This is a genomic window from Streptomyces natalensis ATCC 27448, from assembly GCF_000935125.1.
GTDB lineage: Bacteria > Actinomycetota > Actinomycetes > Streptomycetales > Streptomycetaceae > Streptomyces > Streptomyces natalensis.
In genome coordinates, this window is record NZ_JRKI01000005.1 from 80,603 (window position 1) to 104,470 (window position 23,868).

Annotated in this window: 20 protein-coding genes and 1 riboswitch; of the genes, 5 read left to right on the forward strand and 15 right to left on the reverse strand. The window is 72.0% G+C overall.

Annotated features, from left to right (window positions below):
- Window positions 1-57 precede the first annotated feature (57 nt).
- The 9 genes from SNA_RS04150 to SNA_RS04190 form a co-directional block, all read right to left on the reverse strand.
- Window positions 58-1,446, reverse strand: coding sequence for an NAD(P)/FAD-dependent oxidoreductase (locus SNA_RS04150; protein ID WP_044363281.1), 1,389 nt, complete (start codon window positions 1,444-1,446; stop codon window positions 58-60).
- Window positions 1,447-2,015: 569 nt separating this feature from the next.
- On the reverse strand, window positions 2,016-3,008 hold the full coding sequence (locus SNA_RS04155; RefSeq protein ID WP_044363284.1) for a Ppx/GppA phosphatase family protein: 993 nt from the start codon (window positions 3,006-3,008) through the stop codon (window positions 2,016-2,018).
- Window positions 3,005-3,556, reverse strand: a complete 552-nt coding sequence (locus tag SNA_RS04160) for a DUF501 domain-containing protein (RefSeq protein ID WP_030073201.1) — start codon at window positions 3,554-3,556, stop codon at window positions 3,005-3,007. The genes SNA_RS04155 and SNA_RS04160 overlap by 4 nt, the downstream gene beginning before the upstream one ends.
- A 63-nt stretch (window positions 3,557-3,619) precedes the next feature.
- Window positions 3,620-4,081: an FtsB family cell division protein gene (locus tag SNA_RS04165; protein ID WP_030073200.1), complete on the reverse strand. Its 462-nt coding sequence runs from the start codon at window positions 4,079-4,081 to the stop codon at window positions 3,620-3,622.
- A gap of 157 nt (window positions 4,082-4,238) precedes the next feature.
- Window positions 4,239-5,528, reverse strand: a complete 1,290-nt coding sequence (eno, locus tag SNA_RS04170) for a phosphopyruvate hydratase (RefSeq protein WP_030073199.1) — start codon at window positions 5,526-5,528, stop codon at window positions 4,239-4,241.
- A 337-nt stretch (window positions 5,529-5,865) separates the two neighbouring features.
- Window positions 5,866-6,510, reverse strand: coding sequence for a transglycosylase family protein (locus SNA_RS04175; RefSeq protein WP_044363287.1), 645 nt, complete (start codon window positions 6,508-6,510; stop codon window positions 5,866-5,868).
- 2 nt (window positions 6,511-6,512) lie between these two features.
- Window positions 6,513-6,686, reverse strand: a riboswitch (cyclic di-AMP (ydaO/yuaA leader).
- Between the two features lie 263 nt (window positions 6,687-6,949).
- Window positions 6,950-8,014: a transglycosylase family protein gene (locus tag SNA_RS04180; RefSeq protein WP_338059797.1), complete on the reverse strand. Its 1,065-nt coding sequence runs from the start codon at window positions 8,012-8,014 to the stop codon at window positions 6,950-6,952.
- A 276-nt stretch (window positions 8,015-8,290) separates the two neighbouring features.
- Window positions 8,291-9,619 (reverse strand): cytochrome P450 family protein, encoded by a 1,329-nt coding sequence (locus tag SNA_RS04185; protein WP_044363291.1) that lies wholly within the window; start codon window positions 9,617-9,619, stop codon window positions 8,291-8,293.
- Window positions 9,620-9,694: 75 nt separating this feature from the next.
- On the reverse strand, window positions 9,695-10,570 hold the full coding sequence (locus SNA_RS04190; RefSeq protein WP_030072659.1) for a LysR family transcriptional regulator: 876 nt from the start codon (window positions 10,568-10,570) through the stop codon (window positions 9,695-9,697).
- 244 nt (window positions 10,571-10,814) lie between these two features.
- Between SNA_RS04190 and SNA_RS04195 the strand changes: the two genes are divergently transcribed.
- The gene (locus tag SNA_RS04195) at window positions 10,815-12,041 is read left to right on the forward strand and encodes an MFS transporter (RefSeq protein WP_241779540.1); all 1,227 of its coding nucleotides are present in this window, start codon (window positions 10,815-10,817) and stop codon (window positions 12,039-12,041) included.
- Here SNA_RS04195 and SNA_RS38800 read toward each other — a convergent pair.
- Window positions 12,028-12,687, reverse strand: coding sequence for an ATP-binding protein (locus SNA_RS38800; RefSeq protein WP_157879860.1), 660 nt, complete (start codon window positions 12,685-12,687; stop codon window positions 12,028-12,030). The genes SNA_RS04195 and SNA_RS38800 overlap by 14 nt on opposite strands.
- A gap of 95 nt (window positions 12,688-12,782) precedes the next feature.
- Complete coding sequence (locus SNA_RS42090) at window positions 12,783-13,064, reverse strand: hypothetical protein (protein WP_030072662.1); 282 nt, start codon at window positions 13,062-13,064, stop codon at window positions 12,783-12,785.
- Window positions 13,065-13,342: 278 nt separating this feature from the next.
- Here SNA_RS42090 and SNA_RS04210 point away from each other — a divergent pair, with 278 nt between their 5' ends.
- Both SNA_RS04210 and SNA_RS04215 read left to right on the forward strand, forming a co-directional pair.
- A complete protein-coding gene (locus SNA_RS04210) occupies window positions 13,343-14,194 on the forward strand; it encodes a helix-turn-helix domain-containing protein (protein WP_030072664.1) in 852 nt (283 codons plus the stop codon).
- Window positions 14,195-14,202: 8 nt separating this feature from the next.
- Entirely contained in the window at window positions 14,203-14,394 is a 192-nt protein-coding gene (locus tag SNA_RS04215; RefSeq protein WP_030072666.1) for a hypothetical protein, read from the forward strand.
- A 38-nt stretch (window positions 14,395-14,432) separates the two neighbouring features.
- On the opposite strand, the gene SNA_RS04220 is transcribed toward SNA_RS04215, so the two are convergent.
- The 4 genes from SNA_RS04220 to SNA_RS04235 form a co-directional block, all read right to left on the reverse strand.
- Window positions 14,433-15,473, reverse strand: a complete 1,041-nt coding sequence (locus tag SNA_RS04220) for a nucleoside triphosphate pyrophosphohydrolase (protein ID WP_030072668.1) — start codon at window positions 15,471-15,473, stop codon at window positions 14,433-14,435.
- A gap of 104 nt (window positions 15,474-15,577) precedes the next feature.
- Window positions 15,578-16,216 carry a SurA N-terminal domain-containing protein gene (locus SNA_RS04225; protein WP_030072669.1) on the reverse strand — a complete coding sequence of 213 codons (639 nt, stop codon included), beginning with the start codon at window positions 16,214-16,216 and terminating at the stop codon, window positions 15,578-15,580.
- 427 nt (window positions 16,217-16,643) lie between these two features.
- A complete protein-coding gene (locus SNA_RS04230; RefSeq protein WP_044363294.1) occupies window positions 16,644-18,383 on the reverse strand; it encodes a serine/threonine-protein kinase in 1,740 nt (579 codons plus the stop codon).
- Window positions 18,384-18,725: 342 nt separating this feature from the next.
- Window positions 18,726-20,828 carry an N-6 DNA methylase gene (locus SNA_RS04235; RefSeq protein ID WP_044363342.1) on the reverse strand — a complete coding sequence of 701 codons (2,103 nt, stop codon included), beginning with the start codon at window positions 20,826-20,828 and terminating at the stop codon, window positions 18,726-18,728.
- A gap of 296 nt (window positions 20,829-21,124) precedes the next feature.
- Here SNA_RS04235 and SNA_RS04240 point away from each other — a divergent pair, with 296 nt between their 5' ends.
- Both SNA_RS04240 and SNA_RS04245 read left to right on the forward strand, forming a co-directional pair.
- Window positions 21,125-21,892 carry a DUF4190 domain-containing protein gene (locus tag SNA_RS04240; RefSeq protein ID WP_030066894.1) on the forward strand — a complete coding sequence of 256 codons (768 nt, stop codon included), beginning with the start codon at window positions 21,125-21,127 and terminating at the stop codon, window positions 21,890-21,892.
- A gap of 449 nt (window positions 21,893-22,341) precedes the next feature.
- On the forward strand, window positions 22,342-23,841 hold the full coding sequence (locus SNA_RS04245) for a DUF2079 domain-containing protein (protein WP_044363298.1): 1,500 nt from the start codon (window positions 22,342-22,344) through the stop codon (window positions 23,839-23,841).
- The last annotated feature ends 27 nt before the right edge of the window (window positions 23,842-23,868 follow it).

Below are 23,868 nucleotides of genomic sequence, written 5' to 3' on the forward strand. Positions count from 1 at the left end.
GCCCGCCCCACGGATGGCGGACGCCCTTCGGGCCAGCCGGAGTACCCGGCCGTGAAATCAGCTGGCCTTGGCCTTCGGCTTGTCGCCGGAGGAAGCCGCCGCGGGGGCGGGGGCCGGCTTGGCCGCCTCGTAGAACTCCTCGCGGGGGTTCTCCATGGCGCCGAGCGAGACGACCTCACGCTTGAGGAACATCGCCAGCGTCCAGTCGGCGAAGACCCGGATCTTGCGGTTGAACGTCGGCATCGCCATGCCGTGGTACGCGCGGTGCATGTACCAGGCCAGACGGCCCTTGAGCTTGATCTTCACCTTGCCCATGACGATCATCGCGACGCCCTTGTGCAGGCCCAGACCGGCGACCGCACCCTTGTTGGCGTGGCTGTACTCCTTCTGCGGGAAGCCCCGCATACCGGAGATCACGTTGTCGCCGAGGACCTTGGCCTGCCGCAGCGCGTGCTGGGCGTTCGGCGGGCACCAGGCGTTCTCGTTGCCGTTCTTGCGGCCGACCATGTCCGGAACCTGGGCGTTGTCGCCCGCGGCCCAGATGTAGTCGGTGCCCTGCACCTGGAGGGTGGCGGCGGTGTCGACGTGGCCGCGCGGGCCCAGCGGCAGGCCGTAGCGGGCCAGCGCCGGGTTGGGCTTGACGCCGGCGGTCCACACGATGGTGTTGGAGTCGACCTCAAGGCCGTTGTTCAGCTTGACGTGGCCGTCGACGCAGGAGTCCATGCCGGTCTTGAGGTAGACCTCGACGCCGCGGCCCTCAAGGTGCTCCTTGCCGTAGGCACCGAGCTTGGGGCCGACCTCGGGGAGGATCTTGTCGGCGACGTCGACCAGCAGGAAGCGCATGTCTTCGCGCTTGACGTTCTTGTAGTACTTGGCGGCGTCGCGGGCCATGTCCTCGACCTCGCCGATGGACTCCGCACCCGCGAAGCCACCGCCGACGAAGACGAAGGTCAGCGCCTTGCGGCGGACATCCTCGTCGGTCGTCGAGTCGGCCTTGTCCAGCTGCTCCAGAACGTGGTTGCGCAGGCCGATGGCCTCCTCCACGCCCTTCATACCGATGCCGTTCTCGGCCAGGCCGGGGATCGGGAAGGTGCGCGAGACCGCACCCAGCGCGATGACCAGGTAGTCGAAGGGCAGCTCGTACGCCTCACCGACCAGCGGGGCGACGGTGGCGACCTTGCGGTCCTGATCGATGGTGGTGACCCGGCCGGTGAGGACCTCCGCCTTGGGCAGGACGCGCCGCAGCGGGACGACGACGTGCCGGGGGGAGATGCTGCCGGCGGCGGCTTCGGGGAGGAAGGGCTGGTAGGTCATGTACGACCGCGGGTCGACGACCGTGACGGTCGCCTCGCCGTAGCGCATCTTCTTGAGAATGCGCCGAGCTGCGTACAGGCCTACGTACCCACCGCCTACTACGAGGATCCTGGGACGCTCCGTGGTGCTCATGCAATCGAGTATCCACCCCCACATGGGGGGTCGCTCGTGAGCCCCTTCACAAGACCCTCGGGGGTGTCTGCTACACTCCGCCGGCTTCGTGACCGACGCCATAGCGCGAAACGGGAACCACGGTGTATCGCGAGGCATTGAGCACCCCGCTGATCAGGGATTGCGGGCCTTGGGCCGGGCCCCGGACACCCCGTGGATGCCCGTCCATATCGCGCCCGCAGCCGCCCATCGTCCGGGTCGAGCGGATGCAGGACCTTCGAATGAGGGCCTCGCAGCCGAGATCTTCAGCCCTGAGGCGGGATTTTCATGTGAAGGATTTCACGAACTTTTTTCCCGGACCCTTGCCGCACCGCCTCCAAAGCCCCCTGAAAGCCGCTCAGACGGCGCCCGTCCCGCTCAAAAGCCGCGGCGGCAGAGGGCGTTGCCGGCCTTTCCGGCAGGGCGATACCACCCGTTTCGGCACGGCCGACGAGGGGCCGACAGGGAGGTGGACAGGGCGCAAGCAGCACCCGAGCACCGAGCCCCGGCCGTCGTTCGCCGGGGCCGGCCCGTGGTGCGGCGCGCGTGCCTCAGACGAGGCTCCAGGCAATGCCGTCCAGGATGTCGTGCTCGCTGACCACGACCTCCTCGGCCCCCACCCGTTCCATGATCGTCAGCAGGACGAGGGCGCCCGCGGCGATCACGTCGACACGGCCCGGGTGCATGACGGGGCTGGCGGCGCGTTCGGCGTGCGTGGAGGCGAGCAGGCCCTCGGTGATGGCGCGGACCTGGGCGAGGGAGATGCGCGAGTGGTGGATGGCCGCGGAGTCGTAGCGGTCGAGGCCCAGGGCGAGGGCGGCGACCGTGGTGACGGATCCGGCCAGTCCGACGAGGGTGGTCGCCTCGGACAGCGGCACCGCTTCCTCGGCGTGGTCCAGGGCCCGCGCGATATCGGCCTTGATGGCGGCGATCTGCTCGGGGGCGGGCGGGTCGGTGAGAGGGGCGTGCGAAGCACTCGTCGAGGGGCGGTGGCCGGGAGACGGGCGGGCGTGGCCGCCCTGGACGAGATGGCGTTCGGTCATCCGGACGCAGCCGATGTCGACCGAGCGGGCGGCCCGCACCGCCTCGTTGCCCAGGACGAATTCGGTGGAGCCGCCGCCGATGTCCACGACGAGATAGGGCGGCGGCACGTCGTCGCGGCCCTCCAGCTCCCTGGTGGCGCCGTGGTACGAGAACGCGGCCTCCTGGTCGCCGGTGATCACCTCGGGCTCGACGCCCAGGATGTCGACCACACCGCGGACGAAGTCCTCGCGGTTCTCGGCGTCCCGGGAGGCGGAGGTGGCCACGAAGCGCAGCTGTTCGGCGCCGAGGTTCTTGATGAGGGCGGCGTACTCGCGGCAGGCCGCGAAGGTGCGCTCCAGCGCCTCCGGGGCCAGCCGGCCGGTCCGGTCGACGCCCTGGCCCAGCCGGACGATCTGCATCCGGCGGTCCAGCTCCTTGAGCTCACCGGACTCCGGGTCCAGGTCGGCGACCAGCAGCCGGATCGAGTTCGTACCGCAGTCGATGGCGGCGACCCGCTTCACTTGGCGTCTCCTTCGGATCCTTCGGGGGCGTCCTGGCAGGGGCTCACGCACGGGCCCTTGCGCCACCACTCCGGGAGCATGGCGATGGCCTCGTCGCCCAGCGGATTGACGCCGGGACCGGCCGCGAGCGAGTGGCCGACCAGGACGTGCAGGCACTTGACCCGGTCGGGCATCCCGCCCGCGCTCGGGAAGCCCGCCAGCACCTCGATGGCGTCCCGGCGCCGGATGTAGTCCTCGTGGGCCGCGCGGTAGGCGGCGGCCAGCTCCGGGTCGGTCGCGAGCCGCTCGGACATCTCCTTCATCACGCCATTGGCCTCCAGCGTGCCGATCGCCGAGGCCGCACGCGGGCAGGTCAGGTAGTAGAGCGTGGGGAAGGGGGTGCCGTCCTCCAGGCGGGGCGCCGTCTCGACGACGTCCGGCTGCCCGCACGGGCAGCGGTGCGCGATGGCGCGCAGACCGCGCGGCGGGCGGCCCAGCTGCTCCTTGAAGGCGGCGATGTCCGCGGCGGTGGGCTCGGTGGGCTCGGTCTGGGGCGGGGCGGTGTCCATGTGCGCTTTCGGTGGTGAGGTGGGTGGCGGGGAGGGCGCTCCCCGTTCTCGACAGTACGGCGGCTAGCGACGGCCCGGCCGGCCCGGCTCGTGCGCACCGGCCCACAGGGTCTCGTACCAGGGACGCCGCGCGGCCCGTGGTGTCCGCTTCGCGGGGGCGTCGCCGGAACCGTCCTGGACGATAAAGCCGGTTTCGCCCGGCATGACGTAGTGGAGCTGGCGGCGGGCCTGCTGCTTCACATAGGCGGGATCCTGCCAGCGGGCCTTCTGGTCGCGCAGTTCGTTCAGCATCCGGGCCGCGTGCTCGGCCTTACGGCGCTGGGCGGCGATGTCCGAGCGCTGGGAGACGTACTGCTTTATCGGCCAGGCGAGCGCGACGACCAGCGAGCAGGTCACCAGGGCCAGCAGCGCGGCGCGGCCGGTGAGGCGGCTGCGGCGGGGCCGGCGGGCGCGGTAGACCCGGGCGGCCGCCTGTTCGCCGAGCGCCTTGAGTCGGGTCGCGGTCGAGAACCGGTCCGCGGGCACGTCGCCTTCCCTCCACTGGCCGAAGCAGGTACGTCCCCGGCAACGGTACGGGACCGTTGCCGGGGACGCTTCGCTTCGCTACGCCTTTGCTCTTCTACTGTGCCTTTGGGTGCAAAGCGGGCAAGACTGACTGGCCGGCGATCAGCCCTTGCTGTGCCTACTGGTTCGCAGAGCGAAACCGGGGGAAGGCCGAGCGGCCCGCGTACACCGCCGCGTCGTCGAGGATCTCCTCGATGCGCAGCAGCTGGTTGTACTTGGCGACGCGCTCGGAGCGGGCCGGGGCGCCGGTCTTGATCTGGCCGCAGTTGGTGGCGACGGCGAGGTCGGCGATGGTGACGTCCTCGGTCTCACCGGAGCGGTGCGACATCATGCACTTGAAGCCGTTGCGCTGGGCCAGCTCGACGGCGTCGAGGGTCTCGGTCAGCGAGCCGATCTGGTTGACCTTCACCAGGAGGGCGTTGGCGGAGTTCTCCTCGATACCGCGGGCGAGGCGCTCGGGGTTGGTGACGAAGAGGTCGTCGCCGACGAGCTGGACCTTGGCGCCGAGCTTCTCGGTGATGACGTTCCAGCCGGCCCAGTCGTCCTCGAACAGCGGGTCCTCGATGGAGACCAGCGGGTAGGCCGCCACCAGCTCCTCGTAGTACTCGGTCATCTCGGCGGCCGAGCGGCTCTTGCCCTCGAACTGGTAGGTGCCGTCCTTGTAGAACTCGGAGGCGGCGACGTCCAGCGCCAGCGCGATGTCCTGGCCGGGGGCGTAACCGGCCTCCTTGATGGCCTCCAGGATCAGGTCCAGGGCCTCGCGGTTGGAGCCGAGGTTCGGGGCGAAGCCGCCCTCGTCGCCCAGGCCGGTGGCCAGGCCCTTGGCCTTCAGGACCTTCTTGAGGGTGTGGTAGACCTCGGCGCCCCAGCGCAGCGCCTCGGAGAAGGACTCCGCGCCGATCGGGGCGATCATGAACTCCTGGATGTCCACGTTGGAGTCGGCGTGCGAGCCGCCGTTGAGGATGTTCATCATCGGGACGGGCAGGACGTGCGCGTTCGGGCCGCCGAGGTAGCGGAACAGCGGCAGGTCGCTGGCCTCGGAGGCGGCGTGCGCGACGGCCAGGGAGACGCCCAGGATGGCGTTGGCGCCGAGCGAGCCCTTGTTGTCGGTCGCGTCCAGGTCGAACATCGCCTGGTCGATCAGCCGCTGCTCGGTCGCGTCGTAGCCGACGAGCTCCGGGCCGATCTGCTCGATGACGGCCAGGACGGCCTTCTCCACGCCCTTGCCCAGGTAGCGGTTGGGGTCACCGTCGCGGAGCTCGATGGCCTCGAAGGCACCGGTCGAGGCGCCGGACGGCACGGCGGCACGGCCGGTGCTGCCGTCGTCGAGGCCGACCTCGACCTCGACCGTGGGATTACCTCGCGAGTCGAGAATTTCGCGGGCTACGACGACGTCGATGGACGGCACGTTGTCTCCTTCATGGGTGTCTGGAGTTGCAGCACGAGCCTAACGGCCCCGGGGAGATCCGCCTGCCGTCGGCCCGCTCCGTGGGACGGAATTGCCGAACAAGAAGCCCGAAGCCGCAGTTCACGGAAGGTTTGGCGGCATTGTTCGCTGAACGGGGAAAAACGCGGGAATCCGCTGGTCGGCGCGGGGTGGGCGAGGCGGCGTACGGGGCGGGCCGCGGAGCGTACGGAAACGCCCCGCCGCGGCGCGCTGGGGGGAGTGCGCGCCGGGCGGGGCCGTCCGGTGTCCCGGTTTCCCGGTGTGTCCCGGTGTCCCGGGGTCCCTGCGAGGGGACGGCTCAGATGCTGAGCTGCTGGCCCGGGAAGATCAGGTTCGGGTTGCCGCCGATGACGGACTTGTTGTGCGCGTAGACGGCCTTCCAGTTGGTGCCGTGCGCCTTGGCGATCTTGGCGAGGGTGTCGCCCGCCTTGACGGTGTAGGTGCCGGTGCCGTGCGACGGCTTCGGAGCCGGCTGTGCCTGCTTCGGGGCCGGCTTGGCGGTGTGCTTGGGGGCCGGCGCGGGGGCCTTCTTCACCTCGGCCTTGGCGGAGGTGCTCAGGTCGGGGGACGGACCGCCGGCGGTCAGGTTGCCGGCACCGGCGCAGGACCAGGCGCCCGGGCCCTGGATGGCGAGGAGCTTCTCGGCGGCGGCTATCTGCTGGTCCTTGGTGGCCAGGTCGGCGCGGGCCGCGTACTGGGTGCCACCGGCGGCGGCCCAGCTGGAGTTCGAGAACTGGAGGCCGCCGTAGTAGCCGTTGCCGGTGTTGATCGACCAGTTGCCGCCGGACTCGCACTGGGCGACCTTGTCCCAGGTGGCGACGGAGGCGGCGCTGGCGGAGGTGGCGCCCATCATCGGGACGGCGACGGCGGCACCGGCGACACCGGCGAGGGTGGCGATGCGGACGGCCTTGGACGGACGACGGTGCTTGCCCTTGTTCAGCATGTTCGTTTCCTCACCGACGCCTACGAGGTGAGCTGTCGGGTTCGGGCTGTGAGTGGCCCGGCCGGTGCGCGCTACTGCGCACACGCGGCTTCACCCCAAGCCGGTTGACCCGCTTTCACGGGTGGGGCCGGCACTTACCTTGGGTCCCCCGCTCCTGCCTACGGCGCTTGCGCGTCATGTGCCTCCGACCACCGGCAGGATTCGGCGAGTGATCAAAGGGCTCGCTTTGGCGAGCGGTCCCGACCGTAAGCAATAACCGCGTTGGCGTTCAAACCCCATCATCTGAACCAAGTTGACCGTTTTTGATCATGTGGAGCTTTTGTTTCCGCAGGTCGGCCGCGGTGCGGGGGCGATGCGGAATCCGACGGACGAGCCGGACACCGCACCCCGGAACGAGACGCTTGTCTCACTTTCGCCAAATGGGGCGAACCCCTGGTAACTACCCTTCCTTGTGCCCGAGATCGAGCAGCTGACCTGGGCGAATCAGGTCCGGATCGGCCCCGACGGCCTTCTCGTTGCGGTCGTAGAGCGCGGGCCAGCCGCCGGGCAGATCGTGGGCCTCGGCGATGCCTGACAGGGTGTCACCGGGCCGGACGGTGTAGCCGTCGGCGGGCGCGGAGGGATCCGTACGGCGACCCCCACCGGGGCCCGTACGGTGCGCGTCGCCGCCGCGGGAGGCGTGGCGGCCCGGGCGGCCGGTGCCGTCCTCGCCCTTGCCGTCCTGGCCCGGGTCCGTCTCGCGGCGGTGCCTGCCCTTGGCGGGGGTGGGCTCGGGGCTGTCGGGTCCGTCCGTACGGCTGCCGTCGCCGGCCGGGCGGGACGGGTCCGAGGTGCCGGGGGCCGAGGGGGACGGCGTCGCCCCATCGGAAGCGTCGTCGGAGGGGTCACCCGAGGGATCGGCCGTCTGGTCGCCCGAGGGGTCTGCGGACGGGTCGCCGGACGGGTCTGCGGACGGGTCTGCGGACGAGCCGTCGGACGGGTCTGCGGACGGGTCTGCGGACGAGCCGTCGGACGGCCCGTCGGAGGCATCGCCCGAAGAGTCGTGGGAGGGGTCGCCGGACTGGTCGCCGGTGGCGCCGTCGGACGGATCGGCGGACGGGCCGTCGGTGTCACCGTCGGACGGGCCGGACGGATCCGCCGAGTCGCCGCGCCCCGTCGGCTCCGGCCGCGGGGTGGGGGTGCTGCCCGGGTCGACGTCCGGGGCGTGCCCGCCCTTGGTCAGTCCGGCGTGGACCGCACAGCTCGGCCAGGTGTCCGGGCCGCGGTCGTGCAGGAGGGACTCGGCGACGGCTATCTGCTCGGCGCGGCTGGCGAGGTCCGGGCGCTCGGCGTACGCGCTGCCGCCGTGCTGGTCCCACATCTCCTGGGTCAGCTGGAGCCCGCCGTAGAAGCCGTTGCCGGAGTTCGCGCTCCACATCCCGCCGGACTCGCACTGGGCGACCTTGTCCCAGGTCGTGGCGTCGGCGGCCTGGGCGCCGCTCGCGGCGAACAGTGGCAGAGCCATGCCGGACGCGGTCACGCCCGCCGCGACTATGAGGGCCGGTGCCTGACGGGGGCGACGGTGTCGGCCGTTCCCGGAGCGCATGCGGTTGCCTTTCGACCAGCGGTTGAGTTGTCCGAGACGCCCGCCGGGCGGCGCGGTCGGGCCGCGCAACTCGAACCGGTGGGCGAATCGTGGGTCGAAACGTAGCCCGAGTCACTGGTAGTCACAAGTCGGTGTAGCCGAGATCACGCGGAGGTCACGCTTCCGACTGCCCGTCACCCTGCGTTCCCTCGCTGGTCAGAGCCGCTGTGCCGGGTCCGCCGCCGATTCTTCCGGAGTGAACTGCACCGGCAGGGACCGCAGTCCGCGCATGATGAGCCCACCGCGCCAGCGCAAATCGGCCACTTCCGCGGCAAGTCGGATGTCCGGAAGCCGGGTCAGCAGCGTCGCGAGGGCGGTCTGGCCCTCCAGCCGGGCGAGCGGGGCGCCCAGGCAGTAGTGGATGCCGTGCCCGTAGCCGAGGTGCTGGTTGTCACGGCGGGTGAGGTCCAGGACGTCCGGATCGGCGAAGCGTGCCGGATCGCGGTCGGCGGCGGCCAGCACCACCAGGACCGGGTCCCCCTCGGCGATCCGCTGCCCGCCCAGCGTCAGGTCTTCGGTCGCGAACCGCCAGGTCGCCAGCTCGACCGGGCCGTCGTAGCGCAGCAGTTCCTCGATGCCGGTGGCGAGCAGGTCCCCGTCGTCCGCCTCGATCGACTTCTGGAGCAGCTCGCGCTGGGCGGGGTGCCGCAGCAGCTGGTACACGCCGTTACCGATCAAGTTCACGGTCGTCTCAAAACCGGCGAACAGGAGGATGAAGGCCATCGCGGCGACCTCGTTCTCGGTGAGGTGCTCGCCGTGGTCCGAGGCGCGGATCAGCCCGGAGATCAGGTCCTCGTCCGGGGCGGGGGTGGCCCCCAGGGTTTCGCGCTTACGGTGGATCAGCTCGGCGAGATAGCCGCGCATCTTCTTCACGGACCGGGCGACTCCGCCCCGCGGCCCACCGCCGTGCCGGATCATCATCCCCGCCCAGTCCCGGAAGTCGTCCTGGTCCTCGGGCGGTACGCCGAGCAGATCGCAGATCGCGTAGATGGGCAGCGGGAACGCGAACTCGTGGATCAGATCGGCCTCGCCCTTCGCCGCGAAGGAGTCGATGAGGCGGTCGGTCAGCTCCTGGACACGCGGGGCGAAGGCCGCGACCCGGCGCGGGGTGAACGCCTTGGAGACCAGACGGCGCAGCCGGGTGTGGTCGGGCGGGTCGATATTGAGCAGATGCGTCATGAGGTTGGCGCTGCGCTCGCCGGGGATGCCGACCTTGCCCTTGCCGTGGGCCGCCTCGCTGTGGTGCACCGGGTTCTTGGAGAGCCGGGCGTCGGCGAGCGCCTGGCGCGCGTCCCCGTAACGGGTCACCAGCCACGCCTCCACACCACTGGGCAGCGCGGTCCGGTGCACCGGCGCATGCTCGCGCAGCCAGGCGTACGCGGGGTACGGATCGGCGGCGAACTCCCAGGTGAAGAGGTCGGGGCGGCCGACGGGGCAGCCGGTGGCAGGGGGGACGGGGGCGGTGGCGTCTGGCGTGTCGGGCACATCCCGACGGTAACCCGTGCGCACTGCACGTACGCCGCCCCGGAAATCCCTCGGGCCCGGCCCGTCCTCCCCCGGCTACCCCGGATCCACCCCCAGCCCTTCCAGGAACGCCGCGGCCGCCGGCGACGGCCCCAGTGCGCTCCACACCACCCGCTCGGTACGTTCCGGCGCGGGCCGCACCCGCACCATGCTCAGCCCCGGCAGCTTTGAGGCGAGCGCCTCCGGAACCATCCCGACCCCCAGCCCCGCCCGCACCAGGTTCGCCAGAAACTCCGTGGTCGTCACCTCGAACGCCACCTCCGACGTCAGCCCCGCCGCCCGGAACGCCTCATCGCGCTGCCGACGGGCCGCCGATCCCGCCGCGAAATCGACGAAGACCTCGCGCGCCAGCCGCGACAGCGAGGTCCACTCCTGCCCGGCCAGCGGATGGTCCGGCGCCACCACCCCGACCAGTTCGCCCCGCGCCAGCACCTTCTCCCGCACACCGGTCGTACGGGCGCCGGGCACCAGCCCCACGAAGGCGACATCCAGCGACCCCTCGCGCACCTTCCCGATCAGCGCATCGCTCATCTCCATCTGGAGGCCGATCCGCACCTCGGGGTAGTGGGCCCGGAAAACGCCCAGCTCATGGGCGAGATCGACGGCCGTCACCGCCGAAATCGCCCCCACCGCCAGCCGCCCGCGCACCTCGCCGGTCGCCGCCTCCACCTCCGCCCGCGCCCGCTCGGCCGCCTGCAACGCCTGCCGGGCGACCGGCACGAACGCCTCCCCCGCGACGGTCAGGCGGACGCTGCGGCTGGTCCGGTCGAAGAGCCGGGCGCCGAGTTCCTTCTCCAGCCGGGCGATCTGATGGCTCAGCGCGGACTGCACGACATGGCAGCGCTCGGCGGCCCGGGTGAAGCCGCCGGTTTCGGCCACCGCGACCACATAACGCATCTGCTGAAGCTCCATGCCGACCGACGATAGTGCCGTCCATCTCTCTTCACGATCGATCTGATGAAAACTATGCGTTGGACTCATCAATCGATCCGGGTCCAGGCTGGGACTGCCCGCCGCCACGGTGGCCACGGGCGCACGACGGGGAGGCCCTGGCATGGCACGCACACCGACACGGCAGACACCGGAGGCCCGGCAACCGGTCGCCGAGGACCCGGCACGCGCCGCCTCCCGGCTGGGCCGCGGCACGCTCCTCCTCATGTCCGTCGCCACCGGACTCTCGGTCGCCGGCAACTACTTCGCCCAGCCGCTGCTGGACCTCATCGGCCGCGACCTCCATCTGTCCGCGTCCACCGCCGCCCTGGTGGTGACCGTCGCCCAGACCGGCTACGGCCTCGGCCTGCTGCTGCTCGTCCCCCTCGGCGACCTGCTGGAACGCCGCCGGCTCGCCGTCACGCTCTGCACGCTGACCGCCGTCTTCCTGACCGTGACGGCGAGCGCCCCGAACGCCGCCATGCTGCTCACCGGCACCGCACTGACCGGTCTGACCTCGTGCGCCGCTCAGGTCGTCGTCCCGTTCGCCGCCACCCTGTCCGCCCCCGCCGAACGCGGCCGCACCGTCGGCACCGTCATGACCGGCCTCCTCCTGGGCATCCTGCTGGCCCGTACAGCCGCCGGGCTGCTCGCCGAACTGAGCGGCTGGCGCACCATCTACTGGGTCAACGCCGCCCTGATGCTCGTGATGGCCGTCCTGCTGCGGCTCCGCCTCCCCGCCCTGCGCACCCCGGCCGGGCTCCGCTACCCGGCGCTGCTGCGCTCCACGCTCGCACTCTTCGTGGCGGAGCCGGTCCTGCGGTGGCGGGCGGCACTCGGCGCCCTGGCCTTCGCGGGCTTCTCCACCCTGTGGACCGCCGTGGCGTTCTTGATGTCCGGCCCGGCCTACGGGTGGCAGGAGTCGGCCATCGGGCTGCTGGGTCTGGTCGGCGCGGCCGGTTCGCTGTCGGCGTCGGTGGCGGGCCGGATGGCGGACCGGGGGCTGGTGCACCGGGTCACGGGCGTCTCGGCGTTCCTGCTGCTGGGGTCCTGGGGGCTGCTGGCGGCGGGCGGCTCGGGCGGCGGCTGGTCCCTGGCCGCGCTGCTGGCGGGGGTGATCGTCCTGGACCTGGCCGTCCAGGGGCTGCACATCAGCAACCAGCACGCGGTCTACGCGGTCCGCCCGGAGGCCCGTAACCGCCTCAACTCCGCCTACATGACCAGCTACTTCGCGGGCGGCGCCGTGGGCTCGGCACTGACGTCGGTGGTGTGGGTCGCCGGTGGGTGGGACGCAGTGTGCGTCCTGGGCGCCGGGCTGGCGGGGGCCGTCGTGGTGGTGTGGATCGGCGAGCGGGTGTGGATACGCACCGGGCGCCTGTCGGCCGACGGAGGCGCGGAGGGGGCACCTGCGGCGGCCCCGGTGGCGGCCGGTAACCCGATCACCAGGAAGTGACCTCGCCCCAGACGGTGTACCCCTTGCCCGTCCGCAGCCACCCCCACCGCTTCGTCAGCGCCTCAACGATCAACAACCCGCGCCCGCACTCCTCGTCAGGCACCGGCTTCTCCCGGACGGACGGCCCGTTCCGACCCTCATCCGTCACCCTGACCCCAGCCGTCCGGTCATGGTCGGACCGCGTCAACTCCACGACGATGAACCGGCTCACGGTGTGCTCCAGTGCATTGGCCACCAGCTCCCCCGCGACCGCCTCCAATGCCTCCGCCCCCTCCGCGGGCAACCCCCACGCCCGCGCCATGTCCCGCACGAACCGCCGCGCGACGCCCCCGGAGGCGAGGTCGTCACCGGGCACGGACAACACGCCGGACGCCTCCGCAACGCCGAAGTCCTCGCCCCGCTCCCCCTCCCCCTCCTCTTCCTCTTCCTCTTCCTCCTCTTCCTCCCGCTCCTCGTCGTCAGGCGCGAGACGAACCCGCCGACTCTCGGCGAGGAGCAAGGCATCGTCCAACGCATCCGCCAACTGCGCTGCCAGCAGAGCAAATTCCGACCGCACTCCTGGCCCGGCCTCCGCCAGCGCACCCCGGGCGTGCCCCAACAGTCGTCCCGCAAACCCGAGTTGCATGGATTCGATCCGGTCGGCCAACCGAGACACCGGCCCGGCCCCGTCCGTCGAGACGTACGAGGGCCGACCGTCCACGCGGGTCCGGGGCAGCAGCCGCATCCCCGGCTCGTCGCGGTTCACCGCGCCACCCCCAGTCCCCGCAGACACCGCGCCCGCCACTCGTCGCGGGTGAGGAGGTAGGGACGGACCAGGGGGGTCGCCAGCCCATCGAGGGGGATGTCGGCGGCGTACGGGCCGGGGCGACGGCGGGGCGACTTGGCCACAGCGAGAGGCGACGGGGCCCGGTGAGCCGCATGGAGGGGGCGGGGCGGATGAGCCGACGGTTTGGCCCGGTGACGGCCGCGCGGCGCGAAGAGGACGCGGAGGCGGGTGCAGGTACGGCCGATGAGACTGGTCATGCTCTCAACTCCCTTTTGGCGCAGGGATTCACGGGATGCGCACGGCGCGGTACGCGCCGGTGGCCTGCCTCCCTGGCCGCGGGCACACCCACCCCAGGGCAGGCGGGCATGCTCGCGCGGTGCGCTTCCGGCGGTTGCGGTGTGTTGCTTGCGCGTTACTTCAAGCTAGCGCCCTCCCGTGCAAAATGCCATGCAATCAGGGTGCAATTACCCCCTACGAGTTGGACCAAGGCCAAGTCATCGAGGCAGACTGAGGCGACCCAGCAAGAAGGGACGCCATGCCGACTCGACGCACCCCTACTGAGCGTCAGAAACGCCTCGGGGCGGAACTGCGCAAACTCCGGCTCGCCGCAGAGGTCAGCACCGACTGCGCGGCTGGCCTGCTCGGCATGGACCGCACCAGAATTTCGAACATGGAGTCCGGCACTCGGACCATCAGCCCCGAGCGAGTGCAGACGCTGACAAGCAACTACGCATGCTCCGACACCGCCTACATCGACGCCTTGGTCGCGATGGCGGGCGACAGGCAACGCGGCTGGTGGGAGGAGTACCGCGGCACCCTTTCGCAAGGTCTGCTCGACATCGCCGAGTTGGAATGGCACTCGAAGCGTCTACTCACGGTCCAGACTGCGCATGTGCCCGGCCTGTTGCAGACCGAAGACTATGCGCGGGCGGTGTTCGGCGCGGTTCTCCCGCCGCTGTCACGCCTGGAAGTCGAGCTTCGCGTGAACCACAGGATCGGGCGGCAACGCGTCCTCGACAAGGAGATCGCCCGGCCGTACGTGGGGTACGTCCATGAAGCGGCGCTGCGCATGCAGTTCGGGGGCCGCAAGGTCACCCAAGCACAGCTCGACCACCTCTGCGCTCAGTCAGAACGCAAGCACATCACGGTGCGGGTCATCCCCGTTGACTGTGGAGCCTTCCCTGGGGCAGGCCACGCGCTGCTCTACGCGGAAGGCGTCGTCCCTCGGCTCGACACGGTCCAACTGGACTCGGCACACGGGCCGGAGTTCACCCACGCCGAGGCTCAACTTGCCAAGTACCGAGCACATCTCGACTGGATGGCGGAGAACGCCCTGGCTCCCGAGAAATCGCGAGAATTCATTCACGCCATCACGCGCCAACTCTAGGAGACCGAATGCCTGACATCACGTGGGAAGCCCCCTTCTGCGGCGAGGGCAACAACTGCTTCCGCATAGGAACCGACGCCGAAGGCAACGCCTACATCGCCCTCAACGGCGAAGAAGACCGCCCCCTCACCGACTCCATAGAAGCCCTCCGCACCCTCATCCGAGACGTAAAAGCAGGCAAGGCAGACCACCTGCTGTAGCCCGCATACCGGCCGGGGTGCACCTCGACCACCCCGGCCTACCGCCTCTCGGCGGCCAGCACCGCATCCCGATACGCCCGAGCCGCCGCCCGCAGCGCCGCCTCCGGGTCGACCCCGTCCTTCTCGGCCCGTACGGCCAGCGCCAGCAGCTCGTAACCGATGCCCTCCCCCGACGGCAGCGGCACCTCCAGCCCGGCCGTCCGCGCCCGCGACGCCAGCTTGGCCGCCAGCGCCAGGCCGGGCTGGCCGAGCGGCACGCCCTCGGTCACCGAGCCCCGTCGCTTCTCCTCGGCCTTGGTCCGCAGCCAGTGGGCCTTGACGTCCTCGGGGGTCTCGGCGTCGGCCTCCCCGAAGATGTGCGGATGCCGGTGGAGCAGCTTCTCGACGATCGTCCCCGCCACATCGTCGATCGAGAACGGCTCCTCCGGATCGTCCTGCGCGATCCGGGCGTGGAAGACGACCTGGAGGAGCACATCCCCCAGCTCCTCGCGCAGCTCCTCCCGGTCGCCCGCCTCGATCGCCTCGACCATCTCGTACGCCTCCTCCAGGCCGTACTTGGCGAGGTCCTCGTGCGTACGGATGCTGCTCCAGGGGCACTCGGCGCGGATCTGGTCCATCACCTGGACGAGATCGAGCAGCCGGGCGCCGGGCAGGTCGTACGAACCGGGGAGCAGCTCCAGGTCAGGCATGGTCTCGCGACCGGAGCCGGCCAGCCGGGCCAGCCCGTCGGTCAGCGCGCTCTCCCCGTCGGCGGAGGTCAGGACGACGGCCGTACGGGCATCGGAGGGGGGTACCTCCGGTGCCGTCGAGGCTACGGGGACGCAGTAATCGACCAGCTCACGGGCGGAGGGAGCGGCGATCTCCACCTCGATACCGGCCTCGGCCAGATACGGCAGCTGCGGATGCTCCGCATCGGCGCACAGCACCCGGTCCGCCGCGCGCAGGACCTGCCACGCGGGCCAGGACAGCAGCCCGGGGGCGACCCGGTGGCTGGTGGTGAGCAGGACCAGGCGTCCGGTGCCGCCGCCCTCGGGGCGGGCACCGGCGCCGGTGTCGGTGGCAGAGGCGTCAGCGTTCACGCATCGAACGTAACCCACCCCACTGACAACGCCCGGCCCGCCCGGCGACAACGCCCGGCCGGCCCCGGCCGACCGTCGCTGCCGCTGCGGGGGGCCGCTGCCGCTCACACCCGCTGCTTGGCGCCCCCGGTCGTGATCCACGGCTCCTTGGTCTCCCCCAGGATGACCTGCCGGTCGTCCCACTTCCCGAACCGCGGATTGACGTCGATCCCCATCGACCGCGACGTCTTGGCCAGCGCCTGCGCCAGCTGCCGCTGCCCGTCCGGCTGGCCGCGGTCGGCCCCGAGGTGCTTGGCGAGCCCGTCCAGCAGCAGCTGATTGCGCACCATGGCATCGATCTCGTCCGGCGCGATCCCCTGCTGCAACCACATCGCCTTCAGCCGCTCCGCACCCCCGGCCCGCGTCTCGGCCGCCGTGCGCCACTTCTGGATGTCGTTGCGGGTGACCGTGACCCCGGCGTCCTTCGCGCTCCGGGCCAGCACCTGATCGAAGATCATCCCGTTGAGGGTGGCCAGACTCAGCCGTCCGGTGTTCATGATCAGCTGCTCACCCTGCGGAGCCCTGCCCTGCGCCTCCCGCACGTCCTTGACCTTCGCCTGCAACTGCGCGACGGAGATCCGCTTCCCGTCCACAACGGCCGCGGCCCCGGGGTGCGCCCCGCTGCCACAGGCGGCCAGTATCGGGGTCGCGGCGAGCAGGGCTGCGGTGGCGGATACGGAGAGCGCTGTCCTACGGCGGAACACTTGGCCTCCCGGCAGATCGTGCGACGGAGTGACGACCTTGCTTGATCGAGGTCGATGCTAAGCAGTCGACGTGGTCTGGGCCACTGCTTCGGCCAACGATCTGGTGCGCGGAGGGTTTCCCGTACGCCCACTGGCAGAGCGCCCCACGGGCGCCGCACCCCCGACGACGGGGACGGTCGTCTCCTGCCCGCGGCCGCTGCGTGGTGCTCACAGAGCGGCCTCGATCTCGGCGTCGGTGGCCGGGCGCAGGGCAGCGGGCTCAGCCTGCCAGGCCGGCACATCCCCACCGGGCGGGACCACCAGCACCCGGGAAGCAGCACGGCTCACGGCGGCCTGACAGGTGCAGCGCGGCGGCCCGTTTCCCTTCGGCGGGGGCGGTCCGTCGGTACGCCTGCGGCCCAAGGCGGGCATGGCGTCACCCGTCCCCTCAGCCCCGCACCTGTCCCAGCCAGTGCAGCATCCGCCGCACCTCCCCCGGAAACGCATGGTGCGGGCCGTGCAGCCGCTCCGCGTCGTAGAGGAGGCGGGTGAGGGAGTCCTGGGCGGCGGTGTGGTCGCCCTGGGCGAGGAGCAAGTGGCCTATGGAGCGGCGGATTTCGAGGGGGCGGGTGGGGGCGTCGGGGTAGCGCTCGAAGTAGGGGAGGAGGGCGCGGTATTCCTCCAGGGCCTGGGTCACTTCGCCGAGTTGTTCCAGGCACTGGGCGGCCTCGTAGTGGAACTGGAGGGCCTGGCGGGTGGCGGCCGGGCCCGTCTCCTTGGCCAACTCCTCGGCCAGTTGACGGAGTTCGGGGAGCGCGCGGCGGTATTGGCCGTCGTCCATGAGGGTGGCGGCGTACTGCTTGCGGAGGGTGCGGACCACCGGGGAGTGGTGGCCGTGGCGGGCCGCGGCGGCCGGGAGGACGCCGCCGAGGATGTCCACGGCGCGGGTGATACGGCCCTGGTCGAGGAGGACTTTGACCTCGTCGACGGCGGCGGCGACGTCCGGCTCGGAGGAGGAGGAGAGGGAGGGAGGGGAGGTGGAGGTGGAGGAGGAAGTGACGGGTGGGGTGGCTGCTGCGGGGAGACCGGCGAGGGCGGCTCGGGGGTCGGGGGGGGGTGGGGTGGTCCCGGTGGTGGCAGGGGTGGCGGGGGTGGGAGGTGCAAGCCCCGGCGAGGAGGCGGCGGGCGCCAAGGCCGGTGGAGCGGCGGGCGCCAGGGCCGGTGATGCCGCGCGGACGGCCACCGGCCGGGCTCGTACAGGCCACGGAGCATGAGGCTGGCGGAACGGGCGGGTGGGGTCCAGCGGGGCGAGGGGGGTGGGTGGGTGGTCGGTGGCGTGGGGGCCGGATTCGGAGGTGGGGAGGAGGGGGGCCAGGGCCCGGTAGACCTCCTGGGCGTCGGCGGGGCGGGCGGCCGGGTCCTTGCGCAGCAGGCGCAGGAGGAGGGCTTCGAGGGGTTCGGGGACGTCGGGGCGCAGGCGGCGTACCGGGACCGGGTCCTCGTACAGGTGGCGGTGCAGGATGCCGAGGGCGGTGGAACCGGCGAACGGGACCTCGCCGCTGAGGAGTTCGTGGAGCAGGATCCCCAGGGCGTAGAGGTCGGTGTGCGGGCCGACCGCGCCGCCCATGGCCTGTTCGGGGGCCATGTACGCCGGGCTGCCGAGGGGGGATCCGGTGTGGGTGAGGCGGGTGGTGTCGGTGTCGAGCGCGGAGGCGATGCCCAGGTCGAGGACGACCAGGGTGCCGTCGGGGCGGACCATGACGTTACGGGGTTTGAGGTCACGGTGGACGATCGGCACGGCGTGCACGGCCGCCAGGACGGCGCAGAGCTGGGCGGCGGCGCTGGCCGCCCACTGCCAGGGGTACGGGTCGTGTTCGGCGAGGTGGTCGGAGAGGTCGGCGCCCTCGACGTACTGCATGACGAGGAAGAGGTCCTCGCCGTCGCTGCCCGCGTCGTGGACGGTGACCAGTCCGGGGTGGTCGACCTGGGCGGTGACGCGGCATTCGCGGACGAAGCGGCGGCGCATCTCCTCGCCGTCGGGGGTGCCCGCCACCCGGTCCGGGCGCAGCAGTTTGACGCCGACCCGGCGGTCCAGGCGGCGGTCGTAGCCGATCCAGACCTGGCCCATACCGCCCTGGCCGAGCAGGACGGACAGCTCGTAGCGATCGGCGATGACCCGGCCGTTCACCGCTGGTCCTTCCGGCGGAGTTCGTCGCTCGGGGCGGGGCCGTACATTGCTGCTCCTGGTGGATCAGTGGACCGGCGGGCACGCGTACGGGCGGGCACGCGGGCGCGCATACGGCGGGCGCGGTCGCTGTTCAGCGGTCGGTGACGCGCACCGGTTACCCGTACCGGCGACGCCTACCAGTGGCGCCCGAGACCTGCGAGCGTATATACGACGGCCGAGCCGCGTCCCGGGATGTGCGGAATCAGGAGGCCCGGGAGCCCCGGAAGCCCCGGCGGCCCCGTCCGCCCCTCTCCCGGGCGGCCCCCACGAGCCACCACGCCGCCGCCCCGGGAGCCGATGCCCTCACTCCGGCGCCAACGACCCCTCCGTGAAGCCGTCGTACATCCCCTGCACCAGCTGTTCGCCCAGGCGGGAGGCGAGGCGCAGGGCCTCTTCGAAGGTGGCCAGATCGTGGAAGTGCTTGCCGTAGCGGCGCTGTTCGGCGAGGGGGAGGCGGGGGAGCTGGAGGCGGCGGACGTCGAGGCGGGTGGCGGTGGAGGCGTAGCTGCTGGCCTGGCGGGTGTTGGCGGTGCCGCGCAGGAAGCCGGCGAGGAACCAGGGGTCGAGGGCGGCCGGGTCGGGGCGCAGCAGGGTGAGGTTGCGGCCGAGGGCGGCGCCGGCCGTGGCCTCGTCGATGACGCGGGCGATGGCACCGCCGCCGAGGACGGGGACGACGACGTCGCCCTGCTGGACGAGGACCGGTTCCTCGGCGGGAGTGGCGGGCGAGGTTTCCGGGAGGGCGCCGGAGGGGGCGGCGGCGCCGATGACGTCATGGTCGGTGAGGACGGCGACGGGCGCGCCGGGGACCGCGGTGCCGGGGCCGCCGGCGCGGAGGACCAGGGCGCCGGTGCGGGCGAGTTCGCCGAGCGTGGTCAGCGGCCAGCGGGCGGGTGCGGCGGCGGTGGCCCGGGGGGCGGGGCGGGGGGGGATCTCGGTGGTGCGGGCCAGGGTGTCGGTCAGCCGGTCGCGGACGCGGGCCAGTTCGGCGGGGCCGCCGGCCGCGGCGGGCGGCGGGAGGGGGCGGGCGGGGGCGAGGTCGACGTCGTCGCCGAGGAGGTCGATGGCGGCCAGCGACCGCCGTACGCCGGGCAGTTCCTCGACGCCGCCGTCGCGGACGAAGAGCTGCCAGGCGTCGACGGCGGTGGCGCGGACGGTCCCCCAGTCGAGCTTGTCGCGGCCGGAGGGGCCGGAAGGGCCGGCCGAGCCGCCGGCGGCCGGGCCGGCGGTGTCCACGACGAGGAGGTGGGGGGCGGGCCGGGTGGCGCCGTCGGGCTTGCGCAGCACCCACAGGTGCAGCGGGATGCCGTTGGGCGGGGCGGCGCCGGCGGGCAGCGCGATGACGGCGCGCAGGGCGCCGCGGCGCAGCAGATCGGCGCGGATCCGGCGGCCGGAGCGGCGGGAGGCGGCGGCGGGCGGCATGAGGAGGACGGCGGTGCCGCCGGGGCGCAGCCGGGCCAACGCGTGCTGGACCCAGGCCAGTTCGGATTCCGTACGGGCCGGGAAGCCGTATTCCCAGCGGGGGTCGTAGGCCAGTTCGTCGTGGCCCCAGTTGCGTTCGTTGAACGGCGGGTGGACGAGGACGGCGTCGGCGGCCAGTTCCCCGAAGGCGTCGGCGCGCAGGGTGTCGGCGGCCCGTACGCGGACCTGTGCGTCGGGCAGGCGCAGCGCGAGGCGGAGGGCGGTGAGCGCGGCGAGGTCGGGGTCGGCCTCCTGGCCGTGCAGGGCGGGCGGGGGCGCGTCCGGCTGCTCGGCGGTGCGCTCCTGGGCGGCGGTCAGCAGGCCGCCGACGCCGCAGGCCGGGTCGAGCACGGAGCCCAACGGGCCGTCCAGGGCGGCGAGTTCGGCCATCAGGGCGGCCGGGCCCGGCGGGGTGAGGGTGTACTGGCGCGGGTTGGCGTCCAGGTGGCGGCCGAGCAGGAACTCGTACGCCTCGGGGGCGCCGTCCAGGTCGGCGAGGTCGGCGGTGGCGCGCACCAGGGCGGCGGAGGGGGCGAGCGCCTCGCGGGTCAGTCCGCCGACGGGGTGGCCGTCGCCGAGGCGGGCGGCCAGGACGGAGTCGAGCATCGCGGGCAGGACGCCGGTCAGATCGGCGTCCTGGGAGGCGCCGCGCAGCTGCTTCCAGGCCGCGGGCCGGTCGCGTACGAGGAGGAGGACGGCGCCGGCCTGACGGAGCGCGCCCGCGGCGCCGGCCGGATGGCCGACGAGCTGCTGCCAGACCCGTTCACGCAGCGGCACCTCGGCGAGTTTGCCCTGGTCGCGCAGCCATTGTTCGACGTCGCGGAGGGCGAAGGCGGGGCTGGTCTCGGTGCCGCCGACGGGTTTGGGGAAGTCGGCGTGCCGGCGACGCCAGTTGCTGACGGCGGCGCGGCCGACCCCGGCCAGCCGGGCGATGCCGGCGGCGGTCACCTCGGTGGGCCGGTCCGTACCGGGCCCCCCGGAGGGGTCGCCGAGGGCCGCGGCGTCGTCCGTCGCGGTGTCCGTCGCGTTGCCCGTCTGTGCGATGTCCGGCACCTGGCTGGCTCCCGTCCCGATGCGTGTGACCACTGTGTCAGCAGCATACCCAGCACCGCTCGATCGACCCCTTCACGTCGTGAACCTCCGCATGTCGTGAACTCGTGTTGACTCGATTCACAGTCTCTGTTGTTATTGACCCAGCACTTCAGCGGAACTCGATTCAGCGCCCGGAAGGGGCCCCTCCCGCCATGTCTCAGCAGATGAACTACCAGTCGGCCCCGATGGGCGCGCCGGCCCCGCAGGCCGCCCGTAACGGCCTGGGTGTCGCGGCCCTGGTGCTCGGCATCATCGGATTCCTCAGCGGCCTCCCGATGTTCCTGTTCTGGCTGGCCGGGCCGCTCGGCCTGCTGGCCCTGATCTTCGGCATCGTGGGCACCGGCCGCGCCAAGAAGGGCCAGGCCACCAACAAGGGTGCGGCGATCACCGGTACGGTCCTGGGCGCCCTGGCCATCGTCCTGGCGATCATCGGCGTGATCGTGTCCGTGCTGGTCGTCAAGAGCGCCACCGAAACCGCCGTCGACGAGATCAAGAAGCAGAACGGCAGCAGCAACTCCGTCAAGGACCTCAAAGCGGGCGCCGTCGCGAAGTACAACAACGGCCTCCAGGTGACCGTTTCGAAGCCGAGCCCGTACACGGTCAACCCGAACACCCTCATCGACGGCCACACCAACGGCAACAAGGCGTGGAAGGTCACCGTCACGATCAAGAACACCGGCGGCAAGGACTACACCAACCCGCTGATGACGACCGACGCGGAGGCCGACGGGAAGAAGACCGAGGAGGTCGGCGACGACAAGCACGGCATCCTGCACCACGACTTCGAGAAGACGCTCAGCCCGAACGAGTCCTCCAGCGTGGAGATGGTCTTCGACGCGCCGCCGTCCGCCAAGGAACTCGAGCTCAAGATCACTCCGGACCTCATGCTCGTCCCCGCGAACTGGAAGCTGGCCCTGTAAAGCCGCCGCCCGTAAAGCCGCCGGCCCGGAACCGCATCGCGCGGTTCCGGGCCGACTGCCTGTGCACGGGTCTGTGCACAGGTCTGTGTACCGGGCTCGCGGACGGGGCCTGTGTACGGGGTCTGTGTACGCGGTCCGCGGACGGGACCTACCTCGCCGAGAAGCGGACCGGTGCCTGCGTGGGGGTCCCGCCAGCTAGCGGGCCGCGCCCTTCTGCCAGGCGTCCGACCCGCTCAGGCGTGCCGGTGATTTTGTCCGGGGAACAGCCGGTGAGGGTGAGCACAGCGGCCGGCGCGGCGGCGGCGGCAGCGGTCCGGGGCGGCGGCGGTTCACGGCGGGCGGTGGGTATCACCGCGCTCCCTTCACAGAGTGGAGTCGGGGGCGGGCGCCCGGGCCGGTCCGGTTCGCCGCTTCGAGTATCTTTTCGGGAATTGAGAGTGAGGACCCCCATGGACACGGCCGCAGCAACGGCCGCGGGCGCGGGCGGCCCCGTGCCCCAGGCCGCCACCGGCCCCGCGCCCGCCGGCACCCCGCATCCCGCCCCCGGCCCGCTACGCCGCGCCGCCCACCGCCTGCGCGAGGGGAGCGCGCCGCTGCGCGCACCGCGTCTGGACCCTTACTGGGCCGCCGCGCTCTTCTTCATCGCCTTCGCCGCGCTGGCGGTGGGCCGTTTCCGTACGATGTCCAACTCGTCCTGGGATCTGGGCATTTTCGAGCAGGTGATACGGGGCTACGCCCACTTCGGGGCGCCGATAGCCGATCTCAAGGGACCGGGCACCAATATCCTCGGCGACCACTTCAGCCCCGTGCTGATCGTGCTCGCCCCGTTCTACCGCCTCTTCCCCTCGCCGCTGACCCTGCTGCTGGCGCAGGCCGCGCTGTTCGCGGTGTCGGTGCTTCCGGTGACCCGTGCCGCCGCCCGCCATCTGGGGCGCCTGCCGGGGCTGGCCCTCGGCATCGCGTACGGCACGTCCTGGGGTGTGCAGAAGGCCGTGGACTTCGACTTCCACGAAATAGCCTTCGCGCTGCCGCTGATCGCCTTCGCCCTGGAAGCGGTGCTGCGCGGGCGCTGGACCGCGGCGGTGTGCTGGGCCGCGCCGCTGGTGCTGGTCAAGGAGGACCTGGGGGTCACCGCCGCGGCCATCGGCGCGATCGTGCTGATCCGTACGCGGCGGGCCGGTCCGCTGCCCATCGCCCTGGTGGTCTTCGGCCTCACCGCCACCGCGCTCACCCTCGGCGTGCTCATCCCCGCCTTCAACGGCTCCGGCTCGTACGACTACTGGAACAAGCTCGGCTCCGACGGCGGCGCGGATCCCGCCATCCCCCTCGATGTCGCGGTGCACACCACGCTGTGGGTGCTGCTACCGACCACCGGTCTGCTGGCCCTGCGCTCCCCTCTCCTGCTGGCCGCCGCGCCGACCCTGGGCTGGCGGTTCCTCTCGCACGATCCGCACTACTGGGGCATCGACTGGCACTACAACGCCGTTCTGATGCCGGTGGTCTTCCTCGCCCTGGTCGACGCCCTGCCGCGGGCCCGGGTCTCCGCGCGCCCCTGGCTGCGCTCCTACGCCCACCACCTGCCGGCCGCCGCGCTGGCCTGCGCGCTGGCACTGACCACCACGCTGCCGCTGTCCCGCCTGACCGAGGCCGCCACCTACCGCATACCGCCCGATGTGCCCGCCGCGGAGCGGCTGCTGGCGCGGATACCCGACGGCGCGACGGTGGAGTCCGACATCCGCCCGCTGTCCCGGCTGACCGGCCGTACCCGGGTGTTCTGGAGCGGCGACACCCGCGGCCTGTCCCCCGACTACATAGCCCTCCAGCGCCCCACCGACCGCAGCCCGCGCCAGGCCCTCGCCGACGCGGCCGCCCGGCATCCGAGGTCCACCTACGTCCTGCTGGGGGACTCCGGGGGCCTGCTCGTCCTCCGGCGTACGTCGGCGCGGTGACGGCGTACGGCCGCGCACCGGACCCCG